Source organism: Pseudomonas frederiksbergensis (assembly GCF_900105495.1).
Taxonomy (GTDB): domain Bacteria; phylum Pseudomonadota; class Gammaproteobacteria; order Pseudomonadales; family Pseudomonadaceae; genus Aquipseudomonas; species Aquipseudomonas frederiksbergensis.
This window is the reverse complement of the sequence record NZ_FNTF01000002.1, coordinates 4,126,075-4,146,195: the sequence shown is the minus strand read 5'-3', so window position 1 is coordinate 4,146,195 and position 20,121 is coordinate 4,126,075. Positions and strand designations below refer to the sequence as shown.

Annotated in this window: 17 protein-coding genes and 1 pseudogene; 9 read left to right on the top strand and 9 right to left on the bottom strand. The window is 54.6% G+C overall.

The window, feature by feature from the left end:
• The first annotated feature begins 136 nt into the window (after window positions 1-136).
• Window positions 137-589: a YMGG-like glycine zipper-containing protein gene (locus tag BLW70_RS19470; RefSeq protein WP_074876676.1), complete on the top strand. Its 453-nt coding sequence runs from the start codon at window positions 137-139 to the stop codon at window positions 587-589.
• Here the strand turns inward: BLW70_RS19470 and BLW70_RS19465 are convergent.
• Genes BLW70_RS19465 through BLW70_RS19455 form a run of 3 tightly spaced genes read right to left on the bottom strand, consistent with a single transcriptional unit; the run spans window position 574 to window position 4,296 of the window.
• Window positions 574-1,602 (bottom strand): DUF2955 domain-containing protein, encoded by a 1,029-nt coding sequence (locus BLW70_RS19465; RefSeq protein ID WP_074876674.1) that lies wholly within the window; start codon window positions 1,600-1,602, stop codon window positions 574-576. The genes BLW70_RS19470 and BLW70_RS19465 overlap by 16 nt on opposite strands.
• Before the next feature lie 4 nt (window positions 1,603-1,606).
• Complete coding sequence (locus BLW70_RS19460; protein WP_074876672.1) at window positions 1,607-2,746, bottom strand: HlyD family secretion protein; 1,140 nt, start codon at window positions 2,744-2,746, stop codon at window positions 1,607-1,609.
• Entirely contained in the window at window positions 2,743-4,296 is a 1,554-nt protein-coding gene (locus tag BLW70_RS19455) for an efflux transporter outer membrane subunit (RefSeq protein WP_074876670.1), read from the bottom strand. Before BLW70_RS19455 ends, BLW70_RS19460 begins: the two co-directional genes overlap by 4 nt.
• Before the next feature lie 119 nt (window positions 4,297-4,415).
• Between BLW70_RS19455 and BLW70_RS19450 the strand changes: the two genes are divergently transcribed.
• The 3 genes from BLW70_RS19450 to BLW70_RS19440 all read left to right on the top strand — a co-directional run bounded on the left by BLW70_RS19450 (window position 4,416) and on the right by BLW70_RS19440 (window position 7,699).
• Entirely contained in the window at window positions 4,416-4,940 is a 525-nt protein-coding gene (locus tag BLW70_RS19450; protein WP_074876668.1) for a transporter suffix domain-containing protein, read from the top strand.
• 360 nt (window positions 4,941-5,300) lie between these two features.
• The gene (locus BLW70_RS31520) at window positions 5,301-5,552 is read left to right on the top strand and encodes a cupin domain-containing protein (protein WP_413037963.1); all 252 of its coding nucleotides are present in this window, start codon (window positions 5,301-5,303) and stop codon (window positions 5,550-5,552) included.
• A gap of 854 nt (window positions 5,553-6,406) precedes the next feature.
• Window positions 6,407-7,699, top strand: a complete 1,293-nt coding sequence (locus tag BLW70_RS19440; protein ID WP_174553770.1) for a tyrosine-type recombinase/integrase — start codon at window positions 6,407-6,409, stop codon at window positions 7,697-7,699.
• 524 nt (window positions 7,700-8,223) lie between these two features.
• Here BLW70_RS19440 and BLW70_RS19435 read toward each other — a convergent pair.
• Window positions 8,224-8,505 (bottom strand): helix-turn-helix domain-containing protein, encoded by a 282-nt coding sequence (locus BLW70_RS19435; protein ID WP_074876666.1) that lies wholly within the window; start codon window positions 8,503-8,505, stop codon window positions 8,224-8,226.
• Window positions 8,506-9,098: 593 nt separating this feature from the next.
• On the opposite strand from BLW70_RS19435, the gene BLW70_RS29825 reads away from it, so the two are divergent.
• From BLW70_RS29825 to BLW70_RS19415, 3 genes are read left to right on the top strand one after another with little or no spacing between them, the layout of a single operon-like run.
• Window positions 9,099-9,740: a DUF6088 family protein gene (locus tag BLW70_RS29825; protein ID WP_174553769.1), complete on the top strand. Its 642-nt coding sequence runs from the start codon at window positions 9,099-9,101 to the stop codon at window positions 9,738-9,740.
• Window positions 9,740-9,970: a BPSL0761 family protein gene (locus BLW70_RS31155; RefSeq protein ID WP_074876662.1), complete on the top strand. Its 231-nt coding sequence runs from the start codon at window positions 9,740-9,742 to the stop codon at window positions 9,968-9,970. The genes BLW70_RS29825 and BLW70_RS31155 overlap by 1 nt, the downstream gene beginning before the upstream one ends.
• Before the next feature lie 55 nt (window positions 9,971-10,025).
• On the top strand, window positions 10,026-10,523 hold the full coding sequence (locus BLW70_RS19415; RefSeq protein WP_315903115.1) for an antitoxin Xre/MbcA/ParS toxin-binding domain-containing protein: 498 nt from the start codon (window positions 10,026-10,028) through the stop codon (window positions 10,521-10,523).
• Between the two features lie 165 nt (window positions 10,524-10,688).
• Here BLW70_RS19415 and BLW70_RS19410 read toward each other — a convergent pair whose 3' ends face one another.
• The 4 genes from BLW70_RS19410 to BLW70_RS19400 all read right to left on the bottom strand — a co-directional run bounded on the left by BLW70_RS19410 (window position 10,689) and on the right by BLW70_RS19400 (window position 18,184).
• Entirely contained in the window at window positions 10,689-11,501 is an 813-nt protein-coding gene (locus BLW70_RS19410) for an inositol monophosphatase family protein (protein WP_074876658.1), read from the bottom strand.
• Between the two features lie 284 nt (window positions 11,502-11,785).
• Window positions 11,786-11,926: a hypothetical protein gene (locus tag BLW70_RS30725; RefSeq protein WP_159439168.1), complete on the bottom strand. Its 141-nt coding sequence runs from the start codon at window positions 11,924-11,926 to the stop codon at window positions 11,786-11,788.
• A 500-nt stretch (window positions 11,927-12,426) separates the two neighbouring features.
• Complete coding sequence (locus BLW70_RS19405; RefSeq protein WP_074876656.1) at window positions 12,427-15,357, bottom strand: DEAD/DEAH box helicase; 2,931 nt, start codon at window positions 15,355-15,357, stop codon at window positions 12,427-12,429.
• Window positions 15,358-15,568: 211 nt separating this feature from the next.
• Entirely contained in the window at window positions 15,569-18,184 is a 2,616-nt protein-coding gene (locus BLW70_RS19400) for an AAA family ATPase (RefSeq protein ID WP_074876654.1), read from the bottom strand.
• Between the two features lie 482 nt (window positions 18,185-18,666).
• Here BLW70_RS19400 and BLW70_RS19395 point away from each other — a divergent pair, with 482 nt between their 5' ends.
• The gene (locus BLW70_RS19395; RefSeq protein WP_074876652.1) at window positions 18,667-18,999 is read left to right on the top strand and encodes a hypothetical protein; all 333 of its coding nucleotides are present in this window, start codon (window positions 18,667-18,669) and stop codon (window positions 18,997-18,999) included.
• A gap of 185 nt (window positions 19,000-19,184) precedes the next feature.
• Window positions 19,185-19,518, top strand: a pseudogene (locus BLW70_RS31515) (HAD-IIB family hydrolase); the annotation flags it as partial.
• A gap of 43 nt (window positions 19,519-19,561) precedes the next feature.
• Here the strand turns inward: BLW70_RS31515 and BLW70_RS19390 are convergent.
• Entirely contained in the window at window positions 19,562-19,984 is a 423-nt protein-coding gene (locus BLW70_RS19390; protein WP_074876650.1) for a hypothetical protein, read from the bottom strand.
• Window positions 19,985-20,121: the final 137 nt, after the last annotated feature.

Sequence of the window (20,121 nt, the reverse complement as noted above, 5' to 3'; positions counted from 1 at the left end):
GCGCGCGCGGGTGAGAAGGGGTGATCTACAATCTTTTATGCTGAACCACGCTCAGGATCACGAGGTGTGACGGATTGAGCGGTCTGTTTACTGACCCAGTGTGCTTGCAAAATGCCGGGCCCTGTCGGAGGTCATCATGAAAAGCTTGTCATCCATAAGCCTGTGCATTGCACTGTCGGTTTCCTGGACCCAGGGTTGGGCGGAAACAGTCGTGCCGATGAAAGGGCAGAGTTCGCAACAAACCCAAACGGACATTGCCGAATGCCAGAATATCGCGGCCGGCCAGAGCGCTTCGGCTACATCGCCTTCCGGCGGAAGACTGAAGGGCGCCGCGGCGGGCGCTGCCGCCGGTGCGGCGGGGGCCCAGGTGCGTGGACGTCAGCATGACGAGTTTTATGATCGTGTCGACGATGATGTTAAGCAGGATTATCGCCAGAATCGCGCCAAGGAGACCGCCGTGGCAGGAGCGGTCGTCGGTGGCTCGCGTCAGCGTCAGGAACGTCGGGCACAAGAGAAAACCAGCGCTTCAACCAGCTCAACCGCCTATACCAGTTGCCTGCAAGGGAAGGGCTATCAGGTTAATCCTTGAACGTCATTTTGCCGCCGTTGATCGAGCAGATGAACCATCAGGCAGGCATACAAGGTCACGAGGATGAACAAGCCCATGCGGATGGCAAACGCGGTGTAAACGTCCTTGCCTGCTGCGCTGTCCTGTACCGACTGGCCCAACAGAATGATCAGGGTAATCAAGGTGTTGAGCCAAAATCCCGGGGTAAATCGCGTCGGACTCAGGGCATACAGCTTGCGCGCCAGCACCAGTCCGAACAGCAACATCCATAGAAAGAACATCCACAAATGCACAAACAGGCTGAGGGCGCTCCAGAACAGGATCGCCAGCAGGCCTGCGAGTAACGTCGAACCGAGCAGTTCGCGACCGGCAATGCGGGCGTTTGTCGTGGAGCTTTGCTGACCCAGGCTGACGGCCTTCAGGATGATCGGCAGATAACCGGCCGGGTCGATCAACGCCAGCAGGAATGCCGGTAACACGATCAGGGTTGCACGTAGCGCAATCCGACTGACCTCTTCTGTCGGCAGGGGTGGGGCGGGCGGCGGAGAAGGGGCGTTGGGTGGATCGGGGAATAACCCATGACTGAACCCCACGACGACAACGGCGAGCAGCAAGCCCTTGACCAGTGCGCCGATGACCATCGCCGCCAGTTCGAATTCGGCGATACCGGCTGAGGAAATCATGGTCAGGCCAATCACCAGGAAGGTCATGATCAAGGTGTTGCCGCCGCGCAGGCCAAAACGGAAGGCCAGGAACAGACCGACGCTGATCAATAGCACGCCGCTAACAGGGTAATAACGCAGGAGCGGGATCAAAAGCAGGCCGATGCCGGTGGTCAACAGCGCGGCCAGTGCGAGAACCAGTCCGGCCTTGAACGGCAGCGGGCGATTGATCGAGGCCAGTAACAACAGGCAAAGCACCGGCGCCAAAAAAGGAATCGGCAAGCCCAGGCCGAAACTGGCAGTGAGGCACAACGCCGTACCGGTAGCCAGGCGCAGTGCGCGTTGATCTCGCGGCGTGCGCCGGGTAGACATACCTTTAATAGGCATAGCTCAGCCAGCTCATGAACCCCACAAATACGTGCCCTAGAGGGTTCAACGGATTGCCCTCGGTGGGGAAGGCCATGACTTCAGCCTGCCCACCGGCACGGATCCCTCGACTGTCACGCAACGTGTTCAATGAGTCTGGCGAGAACTCGATAATGACTGGAAAACGTTGGGCCGGACGTAACCAGTCGCGGCTGTTCTGCACGCTGGGCAAGGTGCCCGGTGCGGGTGTCTGTCCCACGCTGACGCCGTAACCGACGCTGCGCACGCGCCCCTTGAATATCTCGCCCGGCAGAGCATCCAGAACAATCGAAACCGGCGTATCGAGCTTCACCAGACCGAGGTTGTTCTCGGTCATGTCCGCACTGACCCACACATCATGAAGAGCGATCAGGGTCATGACCGGACTACCGGCCGCAGCGAATTGACCGGCGTCAGTACGCAGGTCCGTAATCAATCCGGCCGAGCGAGCGCGAATCTGCGTGTTGGACAGATCCAGTTCGGCTTTGGACAACGCCGTGGCGGCACTGCGCAGCAAGGCGTTGTCCTCCTCGCTGCCACCTTCCTGCTCCCGCGCACGCTGCACTTCGGCGCGGGCCGCAGCGACCTGACTCACAGCCTGTTCGCGGTTGGCGCGAGACACCTCGAGCAGTCGTACGGAAATGGTGCCAGGGTCTTCACGATACAAACCCTCTAGACGCTGATTGTCCTGGCGCGCCTTGAGTTCATTGGCCTGGGCTGCCCGCAAGTTGGCTTGCGCCGAGGCAATGCCGGCGGTGCTCGCACCGATCTGCCGACGGGTGGATTCAAGGTCGGCACGTGCACGGTCGACGGCAATCTGGTACGGCTGAGGGTCCACCTCGAATAGAACTTCACCGGCCTTGACGTCCTGGTTGTTGCGCACGTTCACTCGGATCACGCGGCCTGCCACTTCCGAGGCGACCGGAATCACAAAGGCGCCCACCCGGGCTTGTTGTGTATAGGGTGTGAAACGATCCGCCAACAGGTACCAGGTCAGACTCAGGAGGATCAATAACAGCACCCACTTGATGCCTTTTTTCGCCGGGTCGGCAGCCGGCGCTGGCGCCTGGGTGACAGGTGTCTCGGGCGTTGGCTTGGCGGCTTCACTCATTGGTCTTTTACCTTGTAAGACATTGGAATGGCAGGCTGTGCAGCGGCGGGCTCTTTCAGCAGATCGCCCCAGTCGGTGCGTTTTTCCATTTGCTGGCGGGTGGCTGGATCAACTTTCGGCTGGGCGCTGTACCAGCCACCGCCCACGGCTTTGTACAAGGCAATGACATTACTCACGGCATTGCTGCGGGCGACCAGATAATTGTCCTGTTGTTCGAGCAAGGCTCGCTGCGCATCCAGCACCCGCTGGAAGTCCGAATAACCTTCGCGATACTGCGCGCTAGCCAGCACCAGCGAGCGTTTGGCCGCCACTTCGGCCTCACGCAGGATGCTTTCGCGCTCCAGGGATTTGATCAGTCCATAGGCCGCATCGTCCGCCTCGCGTGCTGCCTGGCGAACCTTGTCGCGGTAGGCTTCGATCAGCTGCTGCAACCGCGCATCCTGGACGCGAACGTTGTTGCTGATCTGGCCGTGATCGAACAGATTCCAGCGCAGGCTTGGGCCGCCGATCAGATCCAGATTTCGGGGCGTGCCACTGAGCGTGTCGGTTGACCAGACAATGCTCCCCAGCAAGGTCAGCGACGGATAGAAATCACTTTCGGCCACACCGATCAGCGCAGACTGGGCGGCGACATTAAGCTCGGCAGCGCGTACGTCGGGCCGACGCAGGAGCAAGTTAGCCGGCACATCCTGCAACACAGCACGATCGACCAGCGGGATCAATCCCATGCTCTGGGCCAGTTGCGGCAGTGCGCCAGGCGGCTGACCAACCAGCACCGCCAACGCGTTGCGGGTTCGTTGCAACTGGTCTTCGAAATTGGGGATGGTGCTCAACGTGCCCAGGTACTGGGTTCTGGCTTGTTGCAAGTCGAGTTCGGCAGTTTGGCCACTGTTGAAGAGCTTCTCGGTAATCTCGAAGTTGCGTTTTTGCTGCTTGGCGTTTTCCTGGGCGACACGCAAACGGGCTTCGGTGGTGCGCAGCGAGAAATAGGTATCGGCCACTTGTGCGCGCAGCAGTACCAGTACGTCTTCATAGTTGGCCTGGGCGGCAAAGTAGCTGGCATCGGATGACTCAATGGCGCGACTGAAGCGGCCCCAGAAATCCAGCTCCCAACCCACATCGAACCCCGCGCTGTGTTGCCAGAAATGACTGTCTTGCGGGTTGGTCCCGCCGGATTGCCTGCGGTTGAAGTAAAGACTGTCGACACTGGCTTGCTGCAGTTGCGGGTAAAGCCCGCTTTGAGCAATGCCGAGTTGAGCGCGGGCTTCCATGACGCGCAGACCGGCGATTTTTAGGCTGGAGTTGCGTGCATCCGACTCGGTAATCAAATGATCCAGGACAGGATCGGCAAAGACGTGCCACCACTGACGGAAGTCCGGGTTCAGGCTCCGCTGGCTGGATTGCTGGAGGGCAGGGGTGCTCCAATGTTTGACCCATTCTTCGCCGGGCGGCTGGAAGTCCGGCCCGAGTCGTACGCAGCCACTGAGGCCGAGTACGCCAAGCAGCGCGAGCCGGCCTGGCCAATTCAGCAGGGTTGTACCTGGATGCATTCCACATTTCCCGACCAACAAAGTTCACTGGAGCATAGTCGTCCAAATGGTCACATGGCTGCTACGCTTTTTAAGCGCCATCAAATCTACTGTGATCAGTCAAAAAAGGTACGGAAATTATGAGTAACACCGAAGGTGTCGCTGAATCGCATTCAGCCAGCTGGCGCTTTAAGTTGGGGATAGCAATTATCTGCTTGATGCTGGGCTCCTGGTTATTGGTGCCTCTCGCCGCGGCTGCCGACGTGCCGGGATCAAAGATCGCTGCACTGACCGGCGTGCTGTTCATCAGCAACAAAGTCCTGTTGATCATCGTTATAGCGGTGATGGGCAAAGCCGGATTCCAACAGCTAAAACGAAGCCTGTTCGGATATGTGTCCTCACTTGCACCTAGCGCAGAAGTCGAAGTGGGCCCATGGCGTCACAGAGTTGGCATCGTTATGTTCTTCGTGCCGCTGATTTCTTCTTTTCTTGAACCCTACATCGACAGCATTTGGCCAGGGCTCAGGCCCAACCTCTGGCAAGCTCAAGCGCTGGGTGATCTCATGCTGATTGCCAGCTTTTTCGTATTAGGGGGTAATTTCTGGGAGAAAGTGCGCGCCTTGTTTATCCGCACGGCTCGTGTCGCAAACACCAGTGCGGCGTGAATAACAATAGGGGGCGAGGTAATGAGTACTCGCCTGTTCAAGCTCCTAATGGGTAGCTCGACTAAAGAGCTATTTAGCATAGTTATTATTAATCGAGTCAATAGACACGATAGCGCCAGAGCATTAGATGCTCGTTATTTCACATGATTTACCAACACCTTTGATGAACACATTCCCAGCGCTACAGGCTGTAATCACAGCGTTGAGGCTCCCACATAAAAACGGTTTCTAACGCAGAACCTTTCAAGCTCAACGCCGCGCGATGGTTGGGACCGCTGGCGGTCGGCGCTGCCTGATGACATCTGTTTATTACTTGCTGATGAAGAGTTCGCCGATGGTCATTTGAACCAATCAGACATCGTGCATTTAATACCAAGTGGGAGATGCAATTCAGTGCAGGCCGGATTTTCCGGACGGCACATTAAAAACGGTGTGATGGGCAATGATGAATCGCGCCGAACAATGTCTGCTGTTTACATGTCCCGGGGGGCGTCTGGAAAAGCTCCGCAGCTTACAAATGGATTGGCGGGATACGGTCTGGTTGGTGAAGCGGTTACGCCAGGGTTTGATTTTGCAGATATGGAGTTGGTCGGCCAGCAACATACAGAGTAATTTCCCGAACACACGCAGCTGATTGAGACGTTGAGTGGCAGAGGTGATTTGAACGCTGCAAAATCTGCGCGCAGCTGGGTTAATCTCGAAACATATCGTTACGTGTAATGTATATTATGTTAAACGAGGTGCTATGTCAGATATGTTCATGAGCAGCTCAAAGCACTTGTCAGCGACTATGGTTAGCCGGAATTTCCTCCTACGTCCTATCTATCTGTTTTAAAAAGAAAAAATTTTTCTGCATAGGTCGTGATTCCCTAACCAGGGCTTGTTCTCCGGAAACGGCCCCATAAATTTCTCGGGTTTAGACACAACTGATGCAACTCTGGTTGACCAAATACGTTTTTCCGGCTGATTTCCGTCGTTTTTCCGGCGATTTAGACTTATGCATTTCAGTGCCTATTCCCCTGGAACCCTTTAGGTGCGCTCCTTTCAATAATTTCCCCCAGTATGAACACGCCTTCTAAAAAATATCGATGGTTTGCATCTTTCCGGTCGATGACTACATCAAATCAGACAATAGCTGAGGTTCATTCCGTTGTCTGACTGCTCATAATCTTACATCCCAGCGTCACGATTGATGTCCGAGGAATCGTTGAACCTGTTTTGCCGACGGTTTCCGCACTCGAAGTGAGGATGCCTCCGGATAGGTGTTACAATCTCTGATGTGCGCAGAACATTGAATTTGTCGTCAGCTTCTACTTACCTTCATCGTGGACATGGTGTGCGTCATACCCGAGGCGGAGAGAAGGATTAGGTGTGGTGTAATATCCGATAACTGTCAGACCCGGATATTGCATAACTCCGCTTAGCCGTCCAAGCTAATGCCATTCCAGTACCGTATTGGTCCATTCATGTCACGCATCCCTCAACCGCTGTTTGATACCTTCGAGTGCTTCCACGAGCTCAACTTTCTCCAACTTAATAATGAGCGTGCAGCCGTCCAGCAATATCTCAAGAGTTTCGAGGATAATTGTCACGCCGTTGACAGCTACTTGGTCGTGCGGAGTTTTTTGAAATCGTACGCCGGCAACCAGTCCACCTTCAATTCTTTCAGGACACATGTCGAGCGCCTGTTGCTCTGGTCGCTGATTGTGGCGCGGAAACCGCTGTTGGAGCTTCGCCGCACTGATGCGGAGCAATTTATGGAGTTTTGTCTTAACCCGCCGGCGGACTGGGTTGGTCCTGTAGTCAAGTCCAGGTTCAAGCGCGTCGGCGGCCGGAAGCGTTTTGAGTCAGATGAGTACGTCGTGAATTCTGATTGGAGGCCTTTCTGTTACACCGTTTCAAAACGGGAACGCAAGCTTGGGAATGAGGCGATCAGTGAACTCTCCTCACGTCCTTACCATATGGCCCAAGGCTCGGTGGCTCAGGTCTTCGCTGTCTGCGGTAGTTTCTTTCAACACGCGATGGATGAAGGCCTTACAGAGGCTAATCCGTTCCGGGCCATCAAACAGAAGTCGATTTACAAACAGCGGAACATACAGGACGTCGCGTCCCGATCGCTCACTGAGCTTCAGTGGAGTTTTGTAATCGACACGGCAGAACAGATGGCTGACGAAGACGCTCGCCACGAGCGCACGCTGTTTGTGCTGGCCACGCTGTTCGCAATGTACCTCCGAGTGTCTGATCTGGTCGGCCGTGATAACTGGCGGCCGACTATGGGAGACATTCGACGAGACACGACGGGTAACTGGTGGTTTCACGTCGTCGGCAAAGGCAACAAAGGGGCCAAGATCAGTGTCCGGGACGAGTATATCCAGGAGTATCTAGTGCGTTATCGCCGATCATTGGAACTGTCACCTCTTCCCTCACCACAAGAAAAAACACCGTTGATTGCGACGCTCAAAGGACGCGGCGGACTGTCGGATCGACACATACGATCGCTTCTTCAAACGGTGTTTGATCGGGCACTGCAACGTATGCAGTGTGAAGGTTGGAGTGAGGATGAAATCGACCAGCTTCGCTCAGCGTCTCTGCACTGGCTTCGCCATACCGCGGCTACGTTTGACGCGCCACTTCGTGACATGAAAGACCTACAAGCGGATTTGCGTCATAACAGCCTTAGCACCACACAAAATACTTACTACAACAGCCTTGATGAGCAAAGAGCTCGCTCAGTCAAAGAGCTCAAAATGCGCAGATAGCCTAAAGGCTTTTTTGTTCATGAGCTCATCCCTGCCCTGCTCCTTCGATTTGGATTCGGCACCGGCGCATTACAGGTTCAGCGTTGCCTCTGAAATTCCGGTTTATCGGGCTTGTGACTTCATGAATTTGAAACTTTTCCATCAGAAATGCCGGTAACGCTCCCCTTATGAAAGGTAAATTTGAAACTGTCGTGCAAAGAAATCTGCAAATCTGAAACTTTTCGCAATTTGTACGAGCTCCAGCTCTCGGGTCAGAGCGTGCGAAACTTGATCCCGCAGCACCCTTACGAACGTTGTATGAGTTGATGCGCCTCGGCTGATTGCGTGCAACGCGACTGGCTGTTGGTCCGGCGCATTTCAGCTTTACGCCTGCATCCGCAAAATCCAGATTATCGAGGCAATGCGTCTTTCGTTGCGATGAGTCGCTTAACACCTTCTAGCTTCCCATCACGAACAAATTGACCTTTTCTTTTTCTTGCTTCACCAAAATTAGGTGAGCCACTGAGCCTTTGATCAATGGCTTTTCAAGAGTCGATGGCTTCCAGATCCTTTCGCACTTGAGCTAGAAACGCTTTGAGATCCGTGATGTTTTCCTTTCGCATATAGCACGCCGTTACCAGGCTGACGGGATGAACTCCCAAAACGCTGCACAACTCCTCGAGCTTTACAAGCGTCGGGCTGGTCCCTCCACGCTCAAGCAAACTGACATTTGTGCGGCTGCTTACCAACGAAAAATGCTCCTGAGTCAGGCCTTTCCGAAGGCGAGCCTGTCGGAGCGTCGCCCCAAATGCTTCTTTCAGTTCCATTTTGCTTCTCACAAAAGGAACGATAAGGCGACATTGCGCAATATATGACTACAACATATATTGTTCATTCGAGATGCTGAGGTACCAGCGATGAACACGGATCATGAAGGGCCGACTATTATTTCCAGCCTTTTCAATGCTGATTTTCTGGGGCGTCCGTTCATGCGGCAGACGGTAATGATCCCTTGGTTTTACCTTGAAGCACACGTTCGATATGGTAAGGAATTCGTTGGGGAAATGCTCATGGTGTCCTCATTTTAGGCACTGAAAGACATTCTCAAGGTCCAACATGAGTCATTTCGGGTGCGATCCATTCAGTACGTCACCCCTGGTTTCGTAAATGAAACCGGTCATTGGAAAATGGAGCCGCTCCTTGAGGCAAGTGAGGCGATTAATCCACAGGGGGAACGGGTTCCGCTGTTCAAGGTTTCTGATCGCACCTACACGCACTTGGGGGTGAACACCGAGGTGAACCTAAAAAGCGTTAGGGTTCTATTCCCAGCAGTCAAAAAAAAGCGCGACTGACATCGACCATAAGGCTGCTATGCCTAAATCGTCGCAGCACCGCCTCAAACGCTCAAGACTGGTGTGTCATGTCTGTTACCGCCAATATCGTCAAACGCCTCAAGTACACCCCGAAAGCGCAGCCTTTCAGTATCAATCGCTTTGCTAATTTAGGTTCGCCAGGGGCTGTGGCCAAAGCCTTATCTCGCCTTGCTGCATCAGGTGAGCTGGAGCGACTGAGTCGTGGTATTTACATGCGACCAAAGCTGAGCCACTTCACTGGTTATGTGCGACCAAGTACTAAGTCAGTCCTAGGAGCAATCGCTAGTCATAATCGTGAAATTATTCAGGTACATGGTGCACAGGCTGTCAGGTATTTCGGATTGAGCACTCAGATGCAGATCAGACCGGTTTATTATACGAGTGGCGCTAGCCGCGAGGTGAAAGTTGGGGCGAAGCGCATACGTTTGCTCCACGTTGCCTCTCAAAAACTACAGCATGCTGGCACGATCGTCGGATTAGCGCTTTGCGCCCTCTTCTACTTAGGCAAAAATGGCGTGAGCGATACGGTCATAGCTAGTATCAAAGCTAAAATGGCTCCGTCTGAATTCAAGAAAATCGCGGACTGTGAGATTCCTACCTGGATGCAGGCCGCACTTCGTCATGCTATTTCATGGCCAACTCAGCAGGCTGTAGCGGAGCGTCGCATCCGTCCTCATGGAGATGAATAATGACGATGCCAGACGAGCGTTCCCGCGCGGTGGTGCAGACTCGCGAATTTTTAGTTGAGCTATGCCGAGATAATTCGCTTCCAGATCGGGTAAGACGTGATGCCAAGTTTTTGTTACGGCACTTTCCAACTCGAGATGACGTGGCTTTGGCGGGACGAATAGAGGAACATAGCGACACTTTGCCTTTCGGAGCTTCGGGGCCCGTATTCAGCTCTACAATTGCGCGATGATTTTTTGGTGACGGTTCGCCGCCCCCTTCCCGGAAGGCTCCATCCAGGTTTCCCGTTGCTCATCCATACTGAAACAATGAATACCCCAACGACCGCTCGGCGTCAGCTAAACAAGAAAGGCGAATTGCGTGATGCCGCTATCGCCGCATTCTCGGATTTCAGCGCCAATCGCGTTTTACTGAAGGACTCAGAGCGATTGCTCCAGATCAAAGCAGGGTTTTCCGCTGAGCTTTTCCAGGTGGTTTGCATAGCTTTTGACCTCCAGGGGCATAGCTTAGAGATACTCCTCAACACGTCAATCTCCACGTTCAAGCGACGTAGCCGTGAGCAAAAGCCCCTCAACTCCGTCGCTTCAGAACGGCTAGATCGTGTTGCCGTGGTCTGCCATTTGGCTGAACAGGTGTTCCAAAATAGAAATATGGCCGCGTGCTGGATGTCGAAGCCAAACAAAGCCCTCGGCGGAGATACGCCAGTACTGCTCTGTGGCACTGAGATTGGAGGCAAGCAGGTTCGTCGGGTACTTCAAGCGCTGGAATGGGGAGGTCCTGCCTAGATTCAAAATTCGGAGCGTAAGCGTTCCGCTAATCGACGCCTGGGTTTTAGGAGATTTCATTAGAGAGGTTTTCGGTTGGGCTCTTGCGGGCTGTGTACAGTTGAATCGGTCAAATACAAACGATACCAGTTGCTCGAATAAGTTGGGCAGCGGGTTGGTTGGGTATTAAGTGAAAATAAGATCCCATTCACGAGCCAGCAAGACCCGGCACGCGGCCACTGAACCACCGAAGCACCGTTGTGAAACCGTTTGCATATTGGCTTCGGTAACGTAGGTAATCACTTCGCCTCGCTCATCAAATAAAACGCCGCCCGCTCCTATCAAGAGTGCGTGGCCCGCGACAACGTCATGTGCTGAAACCGGATAAAGAGAGACGCCACAGACCCCCTCCCCGGCGGCGACTTTGGCGAGCCTGTAGGCAATGGATGGCATTGCTACAAAAGTGCTGGGGCTGCAGAGCTCGCTATTAAGTTCAGGCTTATTGATTGCGGCGGCACTGACCATCACGAACTCGTCGCTCGACAGCGTTTTGGTCGTAAGCCGTGACGTGACCGACTGTCCATTGCGGTTCACCTCGGCCATCCCTTCTGCCCAAGCAATGCAATCAGGCGTTCCCTCAACGGTGACGGGGGCATACACAACACCTAATACCGGCGACTGTTTGTGCAATAGACCGATGGAAAGGGATGAGCCTTTGAGCCCCTTGAGAAAATCTGCGGTCCCGTCGTTCGGGTCAACTACCCAGCACCACGGATGGCCGGTCAGAAGATGTCCGGTCTCTTCTCCCCAGAAGTCGCAAGGAAGCAGCTTCAGTAGATGCTGATGTAAGAACTGTTCGATTTCTTCGTCTACGGCGGCCTTGTCACCTTGACCCCGAGGTCCGTCAACTCTCGCCCACTCGGCAATTAGTAGTTGCCCGGCACGAATAACGACCTCAAGGGTCTGACTGAGCAGTTTTTCAAGGTTTGGGGTTCGCACGAAATGGGACGCCCTATGGTTGGGTGAGGTAATGCAGTGGTCTCGACTATAAGGCGACGCGAATTGCCCCTTAGTCGTCTAATAAACTGTCAGCCAAACTGGAAACATCGCTTTTCAAAATCTGTGTTTACCCTTCTGCCTCTTCCCGCAGGATTCGATGGACTTCGCACTCAATCTACGCCCGCAATGACTGTTGATGGTTGATAAACCTACGCGCTGTGAAGGGATTTCGCTGCCATTAAGACGCTGTCCGTTTTGGGTTAAGGATTGGCGAGTCAGGTTTTTCAATCTGTACGCCCTGTTGCTTCGACCTGTACTAGCAGAAAAGCCGCTTTTCCTTTCTGGGTGATGACGAACGTCTGCCCCTGCGCAACCAGCACCAGCATACGGCGGCGAGCTTGGCTTTTGCTGTAAGTGGTGCGCATGGCCGATCCCCTGACCAGATTTTAGACAGAGTAGCCTGTTATTCCATTCTGCTACCTCAGCGCACTGACGGCGCCACCCAACACATGGGGGGTGACACAGCGCTCGCAGGCCGATTACACCTGGATTTCCAGGCGCTATCGAGATAAATCTGTAGTTGTGCGTAGAATCCTAGGAACTCGCTCAATGAAATGTTTGGTGGCAAGCGGGTTATCGCGTAGGCGGTTGGACAACTAGCAATGAATTCGGATGATCGTTTCAGATAGATCAAATCACCGCTGGTTGAGGGAGGACTTTTCCAATCTGCTGATATCTGGGCAACTGCTCTGACTCGACCACTCATTTGCAATCGACCTGACCAGCCATTTGGATCTGACTTGACCCACACGCTTAGCCAACATGAACGGCAGTGAACGGCCAGAAGCTGACGGTCGCTTATCGGAACCGCAGATCACAGCATGACATCAGCGGAATCATCTGCAATTCCGCTGGTGCAATTTAATTAAGGGCTGACAATGACCTTGATGTCCGAGCCCGAGATACTCTTGATGTATGAGTAGCTCGTTCCCAAGACGGCCAACTGTTCCTTCGACACCTTCTTCGCTGATATTGCGGGTTGGACGATCACAAATTTGAAGATCAGCTCATGGTCGTGGCATTTGTTGCGCAGTATCTCCAACTGCTGAGGCGTGCCCTTCAGGATTCTGTCGAAGTCCTTCAGCAGTGATTGCTGATAACGATCCATCAGTCGGTTGAAGAACTTATCGTCCGTGTACAGCCATTTCACCGATCTCGACGCCTGACCGCATACTTCATATACGTCGGCGACGCGGGCCCCGGGGGCGTCCGTCACGGGGCAGAATTTGCAATGGTAAAGGTCGACGTAAATGGCGTCCTTGTTTTCCCGAATTGCCACGAGATCAGCAATTTCGCCTTTGCCGTCATCGTTGAAGACTATGGAGTAGTCATCAGCGATCTTGTCAAAGGTGAAGCCTTGTACTGAGTCCTTACGTCGGTCTGCACGCATGGACTCTTGATGGATTTTCGTCGTTCCCCAATCCCAAGGCTCGAGCAAACCGGCAGGCAATTTTACATCCATGCTGTTGAGCGAGTACTGACGGTAGTTGCCTTGCACCATGGAACCGTCGACCTTGAGCAAAACAAGCGGCTCTGCATCCAGGTAGGAGTCCAGTGGCATTTCGTGGGGGTAAAGGATCTTCACACCTGGGCAGGAGGTCTTGTATCCGTCCTCCAACAACTTGATGGCGATGGTAGTGAGGCGACGTTCTTCGCCTTCGTTACCCACGACAAGGACGGGGATCTCCAGCGTCCGCACTCCACTGTACTCAGGCTTACCAAGCTCGACGTCGAGAAGGTTGAAAGTCTCTCCCTGAAAATATAGCGAGATCCTTTGCTCGTTTTCGATCGCGATCGACACAGGCCAGTCGGCGTAGAACAGGCCTTCTGGCCATCTGTCCTTGATTTGGTCAACGCGCATGACATTTTTGAGTACGTCAGCAGGGTCGATGGTGTTGTCGTTGAGTTTGACTGACATGCGCTTGCACCACTCGACCCAGTAGTTGATTGGAGAGGAGTTCATCTCCCAAATCTTGCCCTTGTGCGAGCAGCCCACAGTGGTTCGTTCTCCATCCTCAAAACCGGTGGCGAAGATGTTGGACTTTGTCGCATTACCTTTCTCGATGTCGCTAATCACCTGGTTGATATCGCGCCCCACGTGCATCGTGAATCGCAGGTCTTTCCGGGCGCGGGACAGGCCAACGTTCTGCAGCTTCATCAGCTTGATGTCGTGGAGCGCACGGAAGGTCGGCTCACCATTGATGCGACGAGGGTCTTTGGCTACCAAGTTGAGAAAGCGAGTTGCCTGGGTATCGTCACCTGAGGTGTGAATGAACAGGGTTTTCTGCGCCTTGTTATAGAAAGCAATGTACAGATTCCAATTGGTATCGACGATTTCTTCGGTCTGAGCCCACCCAACCATAGTCTCTCGCCGAGTCACGGCAATGACGGTATCGGCCTGATCATTGATCGAGATGTACTGCAGTGTTTCCCTGCGTCCATCCAGACCCTGCGCACGCTGTGGTGTCCAGTCTTTAGAGGAGACGTGATACGCCACGGCGCTGATCTTGGGGTTCGGGTTCAGCCCAAAAATCACTTGGGCATCGTCACCGTCAGCAAACTGCTCGTTGAAGTCCGCCCTCTCAATTTCCCGACCTACCTTTTGCTCGCTCACGTTGCGAATGACTGCACCCCAGTCAGCACTCTCCTTGTAGAGTTCTGCCATCTGGTGGTCGGTTTTCTGATTAGCGATGTTCGCCACGAACTTGGCATCACCAAGGGCGGCATCAACCCTCGTCAACCGACCAATGAACTGGAGCGTCACCGCGGGGCTTTGATGTTGATCATGAATTGCGGCGATTTTGAGCTCAGGCAGATCGAAGCCTTCCCCAAGCATGTCGACGCAGACGATGATCCGGTGCTTCTTCTCGACGATCTCCGCCATCACTCTGGCTTGGTTCGGCACCTTGCTGTGAATCAGGACTGGCGTTAGGTCGACGTGCTGCTTATAAATCTCAAACAGGTCTGTCGCCCGCTTGTGCGACTTGGCTCGCACCATCATCAAATGGTTGTACCCATCCTTGAGGTCAGCCCGGAGCAGCTCAACCGCCTTGTCTGCGATGGCCTGGTCAGACAGCTTGAGGTTGTATTCTCGTACCGGATGGAACTCGATGCCTTTGAAATAGCCATCAAGCTGCGCATCCCTGAGCGGGTAGTTGTAGATGATCTTGCCGGCCAGAGCCAGACCATCCTCCCGGAATGGCGTCGCTGTGAACTGAATACAAGGTTTGCCGCTGAAGGCGGTTTTGATTCGGTTCCAGCTCGCTGCCACCACATGGTGAGCCTCATCGATCATCAGGTGGCTGCACGTGTTCACCAGCGCCCCCAAGGCAGCGTCTTCAAATAGCAGTAGGGCCTGGGGGGTGGCCACAATGATGTTGGCAGTAGCTAATTCTGCAACCTGTGCCTGAGACAGCTTCGAATCGATGGCTGCAACAATGGGGTTGCGCGCTATGTCCGATACCGCCCCCACGGTGCGGAGTGTCTTCATCTCCGTGCACTTGCCCACCAACTGTGTTCTGAGGGCATCCGAGGGAACCAGGATCAAGGTTCTGGCCATCCTCGCAGCGATGATTAGTGCGAGCATGGTGTCAGTCTTCCCTGTACCGGTCGGCATTACCACCGTGGCGGTCGAAGAAGGATCAATCACCAGGTGCCCCAAGGTGGCGTAAAGCGCAGCCAGTTGCGGCTTGCGCAGCCCGGGTGCGTTCGTCTTGGGATCGTCGATACTGAAATTGAAGAGATGGTTTTGCCAGCTCTGGTACACATCCAAATGCGTTATGACTACATCGTCCATGGCGAATACCTAGAGGCAGAAAAACTTCTTGGGAAAAGATGGCTATATGGTAGCACGCCCCTATTTTTTCCATGACCTTAACCATTAGAGATATGGACAAAACGAGTCGAGCCCCACGCGGGATGGCCGAACTGTCGTGCCCGCTTTTGCCGTAAGCAGCCTCGCGCCGGAGGTTGTCAGGCACTGCAAAGATGCTAACGTAACGGCCGACTCAGCCCCTTCGGCTTCGGATACGCGTAAACAACGTGTTCACGGCCTCAATATCCCCAAGCAACTCATCAGGATGTGTTACGGGACGCTGCTGGCCGGCCGCATGTGAATGCGCGCTCACATTGCGGCAGCATCGGTCGTGCAGGCGTTGCACTTCACGGAATTCCTGCTCCAGCACAGCCATCACGCCGTTAAGCCGACCTACTGAAATTCCATCGCGGAACCGGACAACAGTTTCGTTGAGTATCGTGTCCTCGATACCGATTTCGATCGTCACGCGAAGATCACTGTATGCATTACGGATCGCATACCGCTCAGTGTCTCCGGGAGGGCTGTTGAAGGTTGCTGCAATTTGCTGCTGGTCACGACGGTGTTGCGCGATGCGCTCGCGGTGCCGGCGCATGTCATACGGCAAACCGGCATCGACGTAGCCAGGGCCTTCCGCCCGGTAGCTGATCGACCTCACTTCAGGTGCCAGACCCGCATCTTGGCAGAGCGTTAACAGTTCACCAAAGAATACAGCGTCGTGGGTGAATACAATGACTTGCCGGTTGGCGGACTCTTCGACAATTCGTTGCGCGACGGCGGTTCGATGGCTGTGGTCGAGGCTTGAGACCGGGTCGTCGAAAACGATTCCGGAAGTCGATCCCGACTGGTGAAGCTCAGCGAAGAAGTAGGCAAGCGCACACATACGCTGCTCTGCCTCGCTCAACACTTGGTGCGGGGCAAGCTGGCAGTCCAACAGCTGAATTCCCAGGCGAACTGCCCCGGCCTCACCGGCTGAGCTGACTCCAGCTTCAACGTGCCTAAGCTCCAGCCTAGTGAGCTCCTCGTTCATGCGTCCAGCCAGAGCCTCACTGATGTAAGTCCGAGTCAGTTGGCCAGCCAGCACGCTCATCGGCCGTGTGGCTGCAATGTCATTTAGGCAATTCTGGAGCCGAGCCCTGTGGGCCAGGTTTTCAATCACCCGTGCTATGCCTTCGATATGCTCGGAAAGTAGCTGCCGCGCTTCCAGCTCTTTCAACCGTAGCTTCTTGGCCGCTAAGGCCTCTGCGTCCATGTTTGCGCGCAGGCGGCCCGCCTCTACGCGAAGTACTTCCGCAACCTGAGTGATCGACGCCACCGGATTCGCACCACGATACCCAGGACAGTCCTGCCATACCCCAGTAGCCACCGCACTTTTGAGCCACTGAAGTCGGGCGACCAAGTCATTCTGAAAGGTCTGGATGTCGTCCGGAAGCGCTGGCACACGCGCCCTCAGGCTCTCCAGCATGTTAGGGGCAACTGTGAAGTCGACACTTGCGGGACCGACTTCTCGAACGATCTGCTGCCAAGCGTTGCGTGCAGCCTGAGCAGTCTCCGCCGCCCGGTCTCGAATGTAGTGATCGAATCGCTGCAAGCGGTCCTGCGCTTCAGGACTGAGCTTTTGTTGGCAAAGTACACAGACTGCATCGTCATAGGTGACCGGGAAGGCCTGTCCTGAATATGCAGTGCTGGACGAGTACTCACGAGCAGCGTTGAATAGCAACGCCCAAGGACCTTGCCCCGTTCCAGGAAGTAGCTGTGTAGCATCTCCTGCCTGCAACATGGCGGACGCTGCACGTTCAGCTGTCTCAGCCTCAACGACGGCTCGATGTACCTGGTGCTTGGCATCGATAGCCTCATTAGACACTACGCTGGCCACCACAGCGATGAGGCTGGCCAATTCATCGACCCGCGTTGCAGCATGGTCAAGTAGCGAGGCCTGGGCAGTTGGGTCCGCTTCGCTGATTTCCTGCGGAAGTCGTAGACGCTCTGCCTGCTCATCATCGGCGAGCGTAGCCAATTCAAGCGCTCGCGTCAGATCAGTGGTTGGGCCAATCGGATGCACCGCCCGTCCGGCATCGGTGTCGGACGGAATGACAGTGAACGGTGTCGTGTCTGTTGCAAGGCCCGTGATCTCAGCCTGTAGCGCGGGGCGCAGAGCCTGATTGAGTCCATTCGCCAACTGCTGGAGATAATTCAGAGCAGATGGCTGAAAGTTGGCAGCTTCTCGTGACTGGAGGTAATGCCGAGCGCAGTCGCCATCGAAAACGGAAATGCCCCGGAGTTCTGGCTGCGGTATGTTATCGCGATGACTGCTCCAGGTTGTCTGTTCGGCAGCGCCGTCCAGCGCGAAGTCAATAGCAGCGCTTGGTATGAGTTGCTGGTAATCCGCAGCGTAAGCATTGGCGTAGACAGCACCTGGGCTCCGAGCACGGCACGCCTGCTTCAGCACCCGTGCGTAACCGGACTTCCCCGTGCCGTTTCCGCCGTACACGATGGTGAGACCATGCGGCTGGAAGTTCAGAGCCTGACTGTTCGGGATCTTCCCCACGTTAGTAAGTGAATGCAGGGACTGCAATACGACGGTGTGGTCCCGATTCGCCTCGGCGGGAAAATGGTCTGCGGCGAATAGGACAGGCTGAAGAACCGGCAGAAATGCGCTTCGCACACCATGGTGTTGCTTAGCGAGATCGAGAATTTCGACAAGATCCTGATCAATCCAGTCACCCTGGACACACAAACGGCGCAAGGCGTCGCTGCGCCACGGCGGCAGCCTTTCCGACCAAACCAGCACTTCCTCGTATATAGTCATGCTTTAACCTCTAAGTCCGTGAGGTTGTAAGGATAGTGCACCAGTCGCTACCTGGTGGCCGGCGAGCTCTGAGTCTGGATGACGACGCCCGCGACTCCGTCGCCTTTTGACAACCTGACTGTATGGCATAGTGGTCCTGCTTCCGCACACAAAGAATCAGCTGCTCTCAATGCGTAGGTAGAGCAAGTGCGAGATACCAAGATCCCATTTGGCGAGCACGTCGGTCGTTCTCTCAACCGGCAGTTTCCGACCCGAAACCGGACTCCGCGAAGGACAGTTATTGGCCGTTCTCTGCCGGTCATGTCCAAGAATTGTGCTGGTCAAATCCGATGCAAATGACGGGTCAAATCGAATGCAAATGGGTGGGCAAGTCCGTGTCATTACCCAATTGGATCTGAGTAGGTGGGACTATCGACTGGACAAACTCGCCATGCTGATAGAATGCACTCGCTGCTCATAACCTCCCCCTCTTGAGAATTGGCATGAATCCAGATTTAACTGAAGAAGAAATGCGCCGCGCGCTGTTCGGTGGTAGCGAGCAAGCTCCGCAATCCAGTGAATCCCCAGCGCAGAAGCCCGTCTCGGATATCGTGATCAGACAACCAGCAAAAGTGGCCGAGAAAAAGAAAGTCGCGAAAACATTTACACCCAGGCTGAGAGTCACACTTCGAGTGGGCAATGAATTTGAAGGCGAGACGCACGAGATGGTTCATGAGGCCGATACGTTAAGTACCATTTTAGCCGAGCAAGAAGCTACGAGGGCAGCCAAGAAAAAATTCCGATTTGTGGAAGTGGTTTCGATCAAGTCAATGTAAGAGAACTTTCCCAAGGCTTGCGGGCAAGGTGTGGAACGCTTTTCACTTGGCGAATGACTCGAACGATCTCTTTAGGATGGGGGATCCAGGCCTGATGTCATTGATGGGAATCGACCTAGTACGGTCTGTCGATGCCGGCAGTTTATCCCCGATTGCCGCCGCTGATATCCGAAGATCGTTTACAGCTACAGCGTTGTGCCGATTGGCCGCCCGGTTTTCTCGGAAACATCGGTGCAATCATCGTTGCCCTCGACTTCGATCAGGTATGCCCAGCCCTCCTTGAGGGGGTAGACGTGCTGGTGACACTAGGCAGCACCGCCAGGGAGTTGGCCGAACAGTTCGCCAAACGCATGCGGCGCCGATATGGATGCGGGGGATTTTTCCAATTGGTTCCGCAAGGTGATTCGGGACGATGTGCTTGCCAATAAGACACACCTTATTGAAACAGACAGAACACTGGCGCCCAAGAATGCATTGGAACAGATCACGCGCCTTGTGCAATCGCGCTATCACCTCTAGGAAATCACGGCTGAACTACATGGGCCAGCCCACCGTCAGGCGCTCACAGGGCATTGATACAGTCCGAACCGTCCTCCTCCGTCACAGGTTCAAGGGCTAGAGGATCAAGCCTGTGCCTATCGACCAACGCCAGGCGCACCATACCGTTTTTGTCGAGGAGCTTGTGTGCCAGGCATTCACACAAAGATCGAGGCAAGGTATTTGTAAGGGACTCTATGCCGGCATTCTCAAGCTCTATCTCGAATCTCGCGGTGCACGTACTTATCAAATCCTGCATGGCGCGAGAGGCGAATTGAAACGTTGCAAGATAAGCCATCGCCAGCGCCAGCAGGATCGACAGCAGGATGATTGCCTTGCGTTTCCAGGGCCTGGTGCCCGACCGATGCAGGTGCCCGAGTGCCAAGCCTTTGCCCGAGCACCAGTCGTGTACCGCGTGAATCCTGCTGACAAGCTTGTTGGTTGTCATGACCGGACCTCTCGCCCATGTTTACCAAAATCATGGCGCCGATAGACAGATGCCGTTTGACCTGGATCAACTTGCGCGCGAGCGGTTCCCCTTCATCGTGCCCTGTGCAGCGTGAAAGGGGTGGTAGCCGGATGTTT